The 12,144-nt window shown below is 68.9% G+C and carries 7 protein-coding genes; 5 read left to right on the top strand and 2 right to left on the bottom strand.

Translation table 11 applies throughout. From position 1 onward, the window contains the following. The first annotated feature begins 17 nt into the window (after positions 1–17). Together C6P64_RS06560 and queC are read left to right on the top strand one after the other, a co-directional pair. Positions 18–3,359, top strand: coding sequence for an ATP-binding protein (locus C6P64_RS06560; protein ID WP_105747794.1), 3,342 nt, complete (start codon positions 18–20; stop codon positions 3,357–3,359). Between the two features lie 39 nt (positions 3,360–3,398). Continuing rightward, the gene (queC, locus tag C6P64_RS06555; protein WP_105747793.1) at positions 3,399–4,148 is read left to right on the top strand and encodes a 7-cyano-7-deazaguanine synthase QueC; all 750 of its coding nucleotides are present in this window, start codon (positions 3,399–3,401) and stop codon (positions 4,146–4,148) included. 101 nt (positions 4,149–4,249) lie between these two features. Here queC and C6P64_RS06550 read toward each other — a convergent pair whose 3' ends face one another. Beyond that, positions 4,250–6,142 carry a bifunctional metallophosphatase/5'-nucleotidase gene (locus C6P64_RS06550; protein WP_105747792.1) on the bottom strand — a complete coding sequence of 631 codons (1,893 nt, stop codon included), beginning with the start codon at positions 6,140–6,142 and terminating at the stop codon, positions 4,250–4,252. Positions 6,143–6,329: 187 nt separating this feature from the next. On the opposite strand from C6P64_RS06550, the gene C6P64_RS06545 reads away from it, so the two are divergent. The 3 genes from C6P64_RS06545 (at position 6,330) to C6P64_RS06530 (ending at position 11,595) form a co-directional block, all read left to right on the top strand. Beyond that, the gene (locus C6P64_RS06545) at positions 6,330–8,021 is read left to right on the top strand and encodes an alkaline phosphatase D family protein (RefSeq protein ID WP_105747791.1); all 1,692 of its coding nucleotides are present in this window, start codon (positions 6,330–6,332) and stop codon (positions 8,019–8,021) included. A 240-nt stretch (positions 8,022–8,261) separates the two neighbouring features. Beyond that, entirely contained in the window at positions 8,262–8,717 is a 456-nt protein-coding gene (gene arsC, locus C6P64_RS06535) for an arsenate reductase (glutaredoxin) (protein WP_105747789.1), read from the top strand. 70 nt (positions 8,718–8,787) lie between these two features. After that, positions 8,788–11,595 carry a cation-translocating P-type ATPase gene (locus C6P64_RS06530; protein WP_105747788.1) on the top strand — a complete coding sequence of 936 codons (2,808 nt, stop codon included), beginning with the start codon at positions 8,788–8,790 and terminating at the stop codon, positions 11,593–11,595. A gap of 3 nt (positions 11,596–11,598) precedes the next feature. On the opposite strand, the gene C6P64_RS06525 is transcribed toward C6P64_RS06530, so the two are convergent. After that, complete coding sequence (locus C6P64_RS06525) at positions 11,599–12,063, bottom strand: DUF2703 domain-containing protein (protein WP_105747787.1); 465 nt, start codon at positions 12,061–12,063, stop codon at positions 11,599–11,601. Between the last annotated feature and the right edge of the window lie 81 nt (positions 12,064–12,144).

Below are 12,144 nucleotides of genomic sequence, written 5' to 3'. Positions count from 1 at the left end.
AGTTAATTTTATCTAAGATGACCTCGAGTGGATCACCGGGCAAGCCGGCACTGCGGCGCTGGACGGCCTTGTGCAACAAGGTCCTGACGGAATGGCGCCGCGGCCAGTCCGGATGTTCGGACTGGCGCCAGTCGCTGCGCGTGCGCATGCTGATGCTGGGACTGATGCCCATGGTGGTGGCATTCCCGATCGTGATCGCAGTCCTGATCGTGGTGGCGGACAAGCAGACCTTGCTGAAGGCCAATCTGCACGGCAACCTGGCGGGGGCGCGCAACTACCTCGAGCTGGTCAAGACCCAGAACAGCAAGCGCATCGAGCAGTTGGTGCGCTCGGGACGGCTGCAGCAGGAGGTCAGGCAGGCGACCGGCCAGGCGCCGGACGGGGAGGCGCTCAACAAGGCCTTGCAGACCGCCGCCGAGAACAGCGGGCTCGACTACCTGCTGGTGGTCACGTCGGAGCGCGAGATCCTGGGCAGCAGCACCGGTGCCCCGGCAGGCCAGCGCCTGCCCGACTCCTATGTGATCAGGCAGGCCCAGATCGGCGTCAGCAGCGCCGCCTACGAGCGCTTCACGGCCGAGCAGCTGTACGCTTTTTCGCCCAGTTTCCCGGCGCAGCTGCAATTGCCCGCCAGCGAGACCGAGGCCGATGCCGTGGTGTCCCAGCATGGCCTGCTGATCAATGCGGCGGCGCATTTTCCGCTGTCGATGAGCATGTCGGATGTGATCCTGGTGGGTGGCACCCTGCTGAACCGGAATCATTCCCTGATCGATCACATGCAGGAAATCATCTTTCCGATCGGCACCCTGCTCGACAACGCCGAGGGCATGACGGCGATCTATCTCGACGACATCAGCATTGCGGTCAGCATCCAGCGCAACGAAGGCCCGCGCCTGTTCGGCAAGCCCGCTCCGCCTCAGGTCCTCCAGGCCGTCATGGAGCAGGGGCAGGTCTGGGTCGGCGAGCTGGACTACCAGGGCTGGAGCTACATGGCCGGCTACGAGGCGCTGCAGGACGGCAACGGGCAGCGGGTCGGCATGATCAGTGCCAGCTTTCCGCGCGCGCCCTACCAGCGCGTCCTGCGCTGGGTGCTGGGATCGAGCGCGCTGCTGCTGGCGCTGATGATGTTGACGATTTCGCTGCTGTTCCTGCGCTTCGGCCGCAACCTGACCCTGCGGCTCGAGCGCATGGGCGACACGATGAAGGCGGTCCACCAGGGGGATCGCCAGGCCCGCGTCGCCTTGCCGCAGACCCGGGACGAGCTGGCGCAGCTCGGGCTGGCCTTCAACGAGTTGCTCGACACCATCGCCGAGCAGGACGCGCGCCAGCGCCGCAGCCAGGAAGTGATTGCCTACGAAGCCGCGCGCCGGCATGCGCTGTTCAGCCATGCAAGCGACGGCATCCTGATCTGCGATGCCCATGGCTGCGTGGTCGAATGCAATGCCAAGGCCGCCTCCCTGCTCGGCTATGACCGGCTGGAGCTGATCGGGCATTACCTCCATGAATGGGAGATGCCGGCCCGCAGCGCCGAGATCCGCCAGCTGCTCGCGCAGGTCGATGCGGCGGGCAGTTCCTACGAGACCCAGCACCAGCGCCGCGACGGCAGCCGCTATTTCGCCGAGGTGTCGCTGAGCCGGGCGCAATGGGCCGGCCAGACCTTCGTGCTGGCCTTGCTGCGTGACATTTCCGGGCGCAAGGCGGCCGAGGCCGAGCTCGAGAACTCGCGCCGCAGCCTGGAGCAGCGGACCCTGGAGCTGGCGGCGGCCAACGAGGCCAAGAACGAGTTCCTGGCCAACATGAGCCACGAGATCCGTACCCCGATGGGGGTGGTGATCGGCCTGTCCAACCTGCTGCTCGATACCGATCTCCAGCCCGAGCAGCGCGACTACCTGGAAAAGATCCAGACCGCCAGCACGGCCCTGCTCGGGGTGCTCAACGACATCCTGGACCATTCCAAGATCGAGTCGCGCCTGCTGCAGGTCGAGTCGATCCCGATGTGCGTGGCCGAGGTGCTGCGCAAGAGCGAGGCCCTGTTCGCGATCCAGGCTCAGCAGAAGCAGCTGGAGCTGACGGTCGAATGCGACCCCGAGGTGCCTGAGCTGTTGCTGGGCGACCCGCTGCGCCTGCTGCAGGTGCTCAACAACCTGATCGGCAACGCCTTGAAGTTCACCGAGCGCGGCTCGATCCACGTCAAGGCCGAATGCCTGGAACGCGGGCAGGACGCGGTCAAGCTCAAGGTCTCGGTGATCGACACCGGGGTCGGCATCCTGCCGGCCCACATGCAAAGGCTGTTCTCGGCCTTCCAGCAGGCCGATGCCTCGACCACGCGCCAGTATGGCGGTACCGGACTGGGCCTGAGCATCAGCAAGGCCTTGGTCGAGCTGATGGAGGGCGAGATCGGTGCCAGCAGCCAGCCGGGCGAGGGCAGCCAGTTCTGGTTCACGATCAAGCTCGGCTGGCCGCGCAAGACCGAGGAGGCGGTGGTGCCGGCCGATGGCCCGCGATCGTCCTTCGCAGCCAGCGATGCCCGCAGCAGCCTGTCCCCGCTGGCCGAGCGGGCGGCGCCGATCCGGGGGGCCAGGGTGCTGGTGGTCGACGACAACGATGTCAACCTGCTGGTGGCCAGCGCCTATCTGCGCAAGATGGGCCTGCTGGCCGAGACCGTCAACTGCGGACGGTCCGCGCTCGAAAAGTTCCGGCAGCAGCAGTACGACGCCATCCTGCTCGATCTGCAGATGCCCGGACTCGACGGCTTTGCGACCGCACGCGCCATCCGTGCGCTCGACTCGGTCCGGCAGGTGCCGATCATCGCGCTGACGGCGGCGGTGCGGCTGTCCGACCGCCAGGCCGCCGAGGCCGCCGGCATGGATGACCATATCGGCAAGCCTATCGATCCGTTGCAGCTGGCCGACACGCTGGTCAAGTGGATCGTGCCCGCCGCCCAACCGTCCGCGCCGCCGGTCGCTGTCCCGCCCGAGCCGGTACAGCCAGCCCCGCAGGCCCAGCCGGTCGTGCTCGACCTCGAGCTGGCCTTGCAGGAACTCGGCGATGACGAGGACTTGCTGCAGGCGGTGCTGGCCAGCTTCGCGCAGCAGTTCACGCCGGCGGTCGCGCAGCTGACCCAGGCGCTGGAGCAGCAGCAGTTCGCCGATGCCGTCCGCCTGGTGCACACCGTCAAGGGGCTGGCACCGACCCTGGGCGCTGCCACCTTGCACCAGGTGGCGAAAAGCTTCGAGGCGGCGCTCGGGCATCGGGACGCCAGCCAGCTGGCTGCCTTCAGCGAGGCGCTCGAAGCGGTGCTGGCGGCGATCGCCGCCGCCCTCGCGGACCGTGCCGGGGCATCCGGTCCTGTCGCCGCCTGATCTCGCCGTTGGGTCGGCAAGGCGCTTACCATAGCGGCCATGCATACCACCGCTCTCGTCCTGTTCTCGGGCGGGCAGGATTCCACCACCTGCCTGGCCCATGCCCTGCAGCGCTACCAGCGCGTCGAAACCCTGGGTTTCCATTACGGCCAGCGCCATGCGGTCGAGATGGAGGCGCGCCTGAGCGTGCTGGCCGAGCTGCGGCGCCAGTTCCCGGCCTGGGCCGGGCGGCTGGGCGATGACCATGTGCTCGATGTCGGCGTGCTGGGCCAGGTCAGCGAGACCTCGCTGACGCGCGAGATGGCGTTCCAGATCGAGGCCAGCGGCCTGCCGAACACCTTCGTGCCGGGGCGCAACCTGGTGTTCCTGACGCTGGCAGCGGCACTGGCCTACCGCCGCGGTCTGCAGGTGGTCGTGACCGGGGTCTGCGAGACCGATTTCTCGGGCTACCCCGATTGCCGCGACGACACGATCAAGGCGCTGCAGGTCGCGCTCTCGCTCGGGCTGGACCGGCGCCTGCTGCTCGAGACGCCGCTGATGTGGATCGACAAGGCGCAGACCTGGGCCCTGGCCGAGCAACTCGGCGCCGAGTCGGGCGTGGCGGGCGGCGGTCAGGCGCTGGTCGACCTGATCGTCGAGCACAGCCACACCTGCTACCTTGGCGACCGCGAGCACCGCCACGACTGGGGCTGGGGCTGCGGCAGCTGTCCGGCCTGCGAGCTGCGCGCGCGCGGCTGGCAGCGCTGGCGCGCCGGCCTGTCGAACGCCATGGGTGGCCCTGCGACCTAGTCCGGCTGATCGGCCGTCGGGATCGCGGGGAGTCCGTCGCCGGCCAGCCAAAAAGCAGAAAGCCGGCATTGCCGGCTTTCCTGTTCATGCGCGCTGCGGCGTCAGTTGGCGGCCAGGGTCACGCCCGCCTTCGAGATCACCTTCTGGTGCGAGTAGTCGGCGCGGGCCGGGCGGGCGATGCTGCCCTTGGCCTTGACATAGTCGACGAAGCTCTGGGTGTAGAGCAGGTAGGTGTTGACATAGTTGCCGGCCTTGTACTGCGTGCCCAGGGTCGCGTAGCCGTCACCGCCGGCCGCGACGAAGTCGTTGGTCACCAGCACATAGGTCTTGCTCTTGTCGATCGCGCTCCAGGCGCCGGTGGTCTTGTTGCGCACCTGCACGTTGCCAAAGCGCTGGCCCTTGGCCTTGCTCAGGTCCAGGTCCCAGCGCAGGCCGGCCGCGTAGGGGTGGGAGCCGGTCGAGCTGCTGGCGTCGTAGTTGGCCACGCCGTCTTCCAGCGCCGCGACGATCTGCTCGCCTGTCAGGCTCATCTCGACCAGCACGTTGGTGAAGGGCAGCACCGTGAAGGCGGTGTCCATGCTGAGGTCGCCGGCCGGGATCGCGATGCGCACGCCACCGGCGTTCTGCAGCGCGAAGTCGGCGCGCTTGCTCGCGTTCAGGAAGGCCTCGGCGACGACCTGGGCCGCGTCGCTGCCGCGCGCCAGGGTGTTGGCGGTCTCGCAACCGGCGGTGCTGCCGCTGCGGTTGGTGCTTTCGCCCGGCATGCGGACCAGGCACAGCGCCTCGCTGGCTGCGCCGATCTTGATCGCCTTCTGCGCCGCGACCTTGTCCGAGTAGTCGGTCTTGAGCGCGGCAGCGGTGGCCGCGTCGGGCGTGACGACCTGGACCTGCGGCACCGATGCCAGCTTGGTCAACAGCGCCTGCTTGTCGGCGTCAGCCAGGGTCTGCCAGGCACCGGCGCCGTCCTTGCGCTTGAAGCTGTCGCCGATCACCAGCCTGGCCTGGCCGCCGCAGCTCTGCACGCGCGCCTGGTCGTCGAACTTGACGTTCATCAGGCCATAGGCCTTGGCGTATTCCCAAGCCTGGCCGATGCAGACCGTGTCGCCCGACTTGTTCTTGACCAGGGTCGGGTAGCTGCCCGACGAGGCGCTCACGCCGACGGCGCTGAAGTAGCCCAGCAGGCTGTGCGAGTCGCCGCCGATGATCACGTCGACATCGGTCAGCTGCGGCGCGATCTTCTTGTCGGCCTCGTAGCCCAGGTGGGACAGCAGCACGATGTGACGCACGCCCTGGCCGCGCAGCTCGTCGATCGCCTGCTGGGCCGAGCTGGCCTCGTCCTTGAACTCGGTGGTGGACAGGGGGCGCGAGGAGTTGACGGTCTTGGCCGAGACCGTCAGGCCGACGATGCCGACATCGACGCCGTCGATCTTCTTGATCACATAGGGCTTCAGGTAGGCCTTGCCGCCAGCCGGTGCCAGCGCGGTGCCGGCCTTGGGCAGGATGTTGGCCGCGACGGTCTGGGTGCCGCAGGCCCCGCCGAGCGCGGGGTTGGCCAGCGCGTCGAGGAAGGTCTTGAGCTGGGCATCGCCGTCGTCGAACTCGTGGTTGCCGGGCACGAAGGCGTCGAAGCAGATGCTGTTCATGAGCTTGGCGTCGGCCTCGCCCTTGAAGAAGGTGTAGTAGAGAGTGCCGGTGTTGGCGTCGCCGGCGTGCAGCTTGAGCAGGTTGGGCGTGCTGGCGAGCGACTTGAAGACGGCGGTCTGGCGCGCGAAGCCGCCGAGGTCGACCTGGGTGTCGACGCCGTCGAGCTTGAGGGTCTGTGCCGCGATCGGGTCGAGCTGCGAGTGGTGGTCGTTGATGTGGGCGATGTTGATGTCGATCGCCTTGTAGCTGATGTCGTCGCTGCCGCAGGCGGCCAGGCCGAAGGTGAGGGCGGCCAGCGCCGCCATGGCCGCCGGGCGCAGCGGGGTGAAATCGAGGTCGATGCGTGACATGGTTCAATATCCAATTGAAAACAGATGGCACAAAGCCTAACGCTGCCCTGTGACGGAACGATTAATTCTTCGTGGCAGGCGCCGGTGGTCAATCCGGGGCATCGCTTTCCATCCTGATCCGCGCCTTCAACAGGCTTTCACAAACGCTGTCTAAGGTGAAGAGGATTCCCACTCCCTGCACCTGCCCATGAACCCGATCCATCGCCGCGATTTCGTCATCCGTCTGTCCACCGTGGCCGCCGCCCTGTCGGCCGGCGCCGCCCTGAGCGCCTGCGGCGGTGACGATGCCGTGCCCCAGTTCCTGTATGGCGTCGCCAGCGGCGACCCGCTGGCCGACCGCGTGATCCTCTGGACCCATGCGCGCTATCCCGACAGCGAGGCCGCGGTCGAGTTGAGCTGGGAGGTCGCGAGCGACAAGGGCTTTGCCGACATCGTCAAGAGCGGCAGCGTGACCGCAACTGCGGCGACCGGCTTCACCGCCAAGGTCGATGCGACCGGACTGGTTGCCAACACCGAATATTTCTACCGCTTCCGCCAGGGCCGCCATGTCTCCGCGGTCGGCCGGGCCCGCACCCTGCCGACCGGCTCGGTCAGCGAGGTCAGGCTGGCGGTGCTGTCCTGCGCCAACTACCCGGCCGGCTTCTTCAACGTCTATGCCGAGGTCGCCAAGTCCGACGCACAGTTCGCGCTGCATCTGGGCGACTACATCTACGAGTACGCGGCTGGCGGCTATGCCTCCGCGAACGCGGACAAGCTCGGCCGCGTGGTCCAGCCCGCCAACGAACTGCTGACGCTGGCCGACTACCGCCAGCGCCATGCCCAGTACCGCAGCGACCCGGACGCCAAGGACCTGCATGCGCGGCTGCCGATGATCGCGGTCTGGGACGATCACGAGATCGCCAACGATGCCTACAAGGATGGCGCCGAGAACCACGACCCGGCCAAGGAGGGCAGCTTTGCCGCCCGCCGCGCGGCCGCCCTGCAGGCCTGGCATGAATGGATGCCGGTGCGCAGCGGCGCCGACCAGGGCAAGATCTACCGCAGCTTCGACTTCGGCAACCTGCTGTCGCTGCACATGCTCGACACCCGCCTGGTCGGGCGCGACCAGCAGGTCACGACCGAGCAGCTGTTCAACCCGGCGACCCAGGCCAGCGCGCTGGCCACGTTGGCTTCGCCCACGCGCCAGCTGCTGGGCGCCGAGCAGCTGCAATGGCTGCAGGGCCAGATGAGCGCCTCGAAGGCGAGCTGGCAGGTGCTGGGCCAGCAGGTGCTGATGGCGCGCATGACGGTGCCGGTCTCGATCCTGAACGCCCTGAACCCGGCCAATACCTCGCCGACCGCCGTGGCGGATGGCGCCAAGGCCGTGACCGACTACCTGACTGCCAAGGCGACTCCCGTGGCGCTGCGCACCCAGGCCCAGCAGGACCTGCTCGATCCGGCCAAGAACCCCGAGCTCGGCTACAACCTCGACGCCTGGGACGGCTATCCGGTCGCGCGCGAGATTCTGCTTGGGACCGTCGCCCAGCTCGGCAAGAAGCTGGTCGTGTTGGCCGGCGACACCCACAATGCCTGGCACAGCAGCCTGACGCTGATGAATGGCAGCAAGGTCGGCGAGGAGTTCGCGACCTCGAGCGTGAGCTCGCCCGGTCTCGAGAGCTACCTGGCCGCGCTGCCGCCGGAGCAGGTCAAGTCCATCTTCGAGAACGTGATCGACGACCTCGACTGGATGGACCCCAAGCGGCGCGGCTTCCTCAAGATGAGCTTCACGGCCAGCGCGGCCAAGGGCGAATGGGTGTTCGTCGACCGCATCGACAGCCGCAGCTATGCCGTCGATACGGCGGCCGGCAAGACCCTGGTCTACACCCCTGGCCTGGGCTGATCCGGCAGACACCGCCTGGCCATGGATTCACGCAATAATCAAGCGACATTGAAGCCAGGCCAGGGGCTCCTCCATGCGACAGCGGGGCAGGGGCAATGCCAGCTGCCCGCTGGTCCAGGCCCGGTCATCGTCGAGCTGCCGGACCTGATCGCGCCGAGAGCTGTCGGTGAGGCCGGTGAGGCCGTCACCGCTGGCCAGCGTCAATGCCTGGACAGCCAACACCCCGACCGGAGAAGCCGCATGAGCCCGATCACCATCTATCACAACCCCGCTTGCGGCACCTCGCGCAACACGCTGGCCCTGATCCGCAACAGCGGCGTCGAGCCGCAGGTGGTCGAGTACCTCAAGACCCCGCCGAGCCGCGACGAGCTCAAGGTGCTGCTGCTGCGCCTGGGAATGACCGTGCGCGAGCTGCTGCGCCAGAAGGGCACGCCCTACGAGGCCTTGGACCTGGGCAACCCGAAGTGGAGCGACGAGCAGCTGCTCGACTTCATCGGCCAGCATCCGGTGCTGATCCAGCGCCCGATCGTCGTGACGCCACTGGGCGTGCGGCTGTGCCGGCCGTCCGAGCTGGTGCTCGACATCCTGCCCGATGCGCAGCGCGGCGCCTTCAGCAAGGAGGACGGCGAGGCCGTGATCGACGCCGAGGGGCGCCGGGTCATCGCCTCCCAGTCCGGCAGCCTGCCGCAGCGCTGATGCCGCGCGTCGGCCAGCCGGCATCCTGAGGCCGGACGCTCCACGAGCCAGGGGAAAGCAGATGCCAACCATGACGTCGGAGCCCGGCCTGGTCCAGGCAGCCTGGAGCCAGCCGGCCCAGCCGCTGGCGGACCAGCTGGGTGTCGAGCCCGGCCTGGGGCTTGCCGCCGCCGAGGCGCTCAGCAGGCTGGAGCGCTTCGGTCCGAACGAATTGCGGGTCGAGGCGCCGGTGCCGGCCTGGCGCCACCTGCTGGCCCAGTTCCACGATCCGCTGGTCTATCTGCTGCTGGCGGCGGTCGGCATCACGCTGCTGGTCTGGCGCGTGGAGGGGGCGGGCGGCTGGCCGATCGACGCGCTGGTGATCCTGGTCATCGTGCTGCTCAACGCGCTGATCGGCTTCCTGCAGGAGCTTCGCTCGCAGCGTGCCGCCGCCGCCCTGGCCCGGCTGACCGCCGTCACCTCGGCCGTGCTGCGCGACGGTGTGCCGCTGCGGGTGCCGAGCACCGAGCTGGTGCCGGGCGACCTGCTGCAGCTGGCCGAGGGTGACCGCGTCGGCGCCGACGCGCGCCTGCTGCAGGCCCATGCGCTGCGCGTGCAGGAGGCCTCGCTGACCGGCGAGAGCGAGGCGGTGCTGAAAGACGCCGCCATCCTGCCGCCAGACACTCCCCTGGCCGAGCGCGCCAACATGGTGTTCAAGGGCACGGCGGTGGTCCAGGGCACGGGGCTGGCGCTGGTCACCGCCACCGGCATGAGCACCGAGATGGGCCGCATCGCCCATCTGCTCGCCACCACGCCCGAGCAGGCCACGCCGCTGCAGAAGGAGGTGCGCCAGATCGGCCTCATGCTCGGGCGCGCCGTGCTGCTGATCGCGCTGGTGGTGGTGGTCACGGTGCTGCTGCTGACCGAGGTGCGCAGCCTGGCCGATGTCGAGGCGGTGCTGCTGCTGGGGGTGTCGCTGGCGGTGGCGGCGGTGCCCGAGGGCCTGCCGGCGATCCTGTCGCTGGTGCTGGCGATCGGGGTCCAGCGCATGGCGAGCCGGTCGGCCATCGTCAAGCAGCTGTCGTCGGTCGAGACCCTGGGCTCGGCCTCGGTGATCTGCACCGACAAGACCGGCACCCTGACCCGCGCCGAGATGGCGATCGAGCGCGTCATGACCGCTTCCGGCTCCAGCTACCCCGAGGGCGTGGGCTACGAGCCGGTCGGCGACATCCGGCATCAGGGCCGCCTGATCGAGCCCGGGCCCCTGCACAGCGAGCTGGTGCTGATGCTCAGCGGCGGCAGCCTGGCCGGCAATGCCGACCTGCGTCAGCAGGCCGACGGCAGCTGGGTGATCCAGGGCGACCCGACCGAGGCTGCCTTCCTGGTCGCCGAGCGCAAGCTGGGCGTGCACGAGCGCCGGCGCGAGCGCTTCGAGCGCATCGCCGAGATCCCGTTCACCTCCGAGCGCAAGCGGATGTCGGTGCTGGCGATCGACCACGAGCAGGGCGACCAGCGCGTCATCATCGTCAAGGGCGCGCCCGACCTGCTGCTGCAGCGCTGCAGCGCGGCCCGGGTCGGCATGGACGTGGTGCCGATGAGCGAGGCCATCCGCGCCCGCGCCCTGGCCGATGTGGACGAGCTGTCGGATGCGGCGCTGCGCACCCTGTCGGTGGCCTATCGGCCGCTGCGTGCCGACGAGGACGAACAGGCCGGCGCGGCGCTCGAGCAGGAGCTGGTCTTCGTCGGCACGGTCGGCATCATCGACCCGCCGCGCGCCGAGGCGGCGGTCGCGATCCAGGAGGCGCAGCGCGCCGGCATCCGCATCATCATGATCACCGGCGACCACCCGCGCACGGCCGCGCGCATCGCGTCCGACCTCGGCATCATCGAGGCCGGCGGCAGCGCGCTGACCGGGGCCGAGCTGGACGCGCTCGACGCGGCCGGGCTGGCCGAGGCGGTGCGGTCGACCTCGGTCTATGCCCGGGTCGATCCCGCGCACAAGCTGCGCATCGTCGATGCGCTGCAGGCACAGGGCCATGTGGTCGCGATGACCGGCGACGGTGTCAACGACGCGCCGGCGCTCCGGTCGGCCGACATCGGCGTGGCGATGGGCATCACCGGCACCGAGGTCACCAAGGAAGCCGGCCAGATGATCCTGGCCGACGACAACTTCGCCACCATCGTCGCGGCGGTGCGCGAGGGCCGCGCCATCCTCGACAACATCCGCAAGTTCCTGCGCTACCTGCTGTCGTCGAACATGGGCGAGGTGCTGACGGTGTTCCTCGGCGTGCTCGGCGCGCGCGCGCTCGGGTTGATCGATGCGGGCGGCGCCGTGGTGCTGCCGCTGCTGGCGACGCAGATCCTGTGGATTAACCTGGTCACCGATTCGGCGCCGGCGCTGGCGATGGGGGTCGATCCGCAGGGCACCGATGTGATGGAGCGCCGGCCGCGCCGCCCGGACGAACGCATCATCGACGCACGCATGGGCTGGGGCGTGCTGCAGACCGGCCTGGTGATGGCGCTGGCCACCCTGCTCACGCTCGACTGGCTGCTGCCCGGCGGCCTGATCGAGGGCGGGCAATCGCTCGAGACCGCGCGCACCGCCGCCTTCACCGTGCTGGTGCTGGCGCAGCTGTTCAACGCCTTCAATGCCCGCTCCGAGTCGGCCAGCGCATTTCGCGGTCTGTTCGGCAACCGCCTGCTCTGGGCCGCCGTGCTGCTGGGCCTGGGCCTGCAGGTCGCGGTGGTGGAATGGGACTGGCTGAACCGGGCCTTCGGCACCCTGCCGCTGACGCCCGGCCAATGGATGCTGTGCGTCGCGATGGCCAGCAGCGTGCTGTGGTCCAGCGAGCTGCGCAAGCTCTGGCTGCGGCGCCAGGATGGCCAGCGCCGCCCCTGAGATTCAGTAGCAGCAGCCGCCCGAGCCGCAGCAGCTCGCGGGCTTGCCGCTGCCGGCCGCCGCCTGGCTGGCGGGTGCCGGCTCGAGCAGGCGGATGCCGGCCTTGAGTCCGGCGCGCACCAGCAGCTCCTCCGGGATCACCTCGTAGCAGCGGCCTTCGAGCTCGAGCGTGCGGCAGTCCTGCTCGCCGCATGCATCGCAGCAGCGGCTGGCGCCGGTCTGGCCCCCGAGCCAGGCCTCGAGCGGCTGGCCATCGACCCAGATCCGGTTCGATTCCGCGGGCTGGTGCTGGAACGCCTGCATGTCGAGCGTGCGGCATTCGAGCACCGGCTGCACGCCCAGCGGCTCGAGCACGGTCCTGAGCCGCTCGAGCGCCCGCCGGACCGCGTCTCCCGTGCCCTGGCAGCGGGGGCAGGTCTTGCCCTGGTCGTTGACCAGGCGTTGCCAGACGATGGACAGGGTTTTCATCGAATTCTCCTTGGCAGATTGCGACAGGTTCAGATTTTCTGTTTCAGCGATAGGCTACATTAGCAGGCCGTTGAAAAACCC

The sequence above is a fragment of the Malikia granosa genome (assembly GCF_002980595.1).
Taxonomy (GTDB): domain Bacteria; phylum Pseudomonadota; class Gammaproteobacteria; order Burkholderiales; family Burkholderiaceae_C; genus Malikia; species Malikia granosa.
Note: the sequence above shows the minus strand (reverse complement) of the source record. Positions and strands in the feature narration are given on the sequence as shown.

Bases quoted from the DNA above. Each gene is read 5' to 3' on its own strand.
- C6P64_RS06560 (WP_105747794.1), top strand. From the start codon at position 18: ATGACCTCGAGTGGATCACCGGGCAAGCCGGCACTGCGGCGCTGGACG.
- arsC (WP_105747789.1), top strand. From the start codon at position 8,262: ATGAGCCCGATCACCATCTATCACAACCCCGCTTGCGGCACCTCGCGC.
- C6P64_RS06550 (WP_105747792.1), bottom strand. From the start codon at position 6,142: ATGTCACGCATCGACCTCGATTTCACCCCGCTGCGCCCGGCGGCCATG.
- C6P64_RS06525 (WP_105747787.1), bottom strand. From the start codon at position 12,063: ATGAAAACCCTGTCCATCGTCTGGCAACGCCTGGTCAACGACCAGGGC.
- queC (WP_105747793.1), top strand. From the start codon at position 3,399: ATGCATACCACCGCTCTCGTCCTGTTCTCGGGCGGGCAGGATTCCACC.
- C6P64_RS06530 (WP_105747788.1), top strand. From the start codon at position 8,788: ATGACGTCGGAGCCCGGCCTGGTCCAGGCAGCCTGGAGCCAGCCGGCC.
- C6P64_RS06545 (WP_105747791.1), top strand. From the start codon at position 6,330: ATGAACCCGATCCATCGCCGCGATTTCGTCATCCGTCTGTCCACCGTG.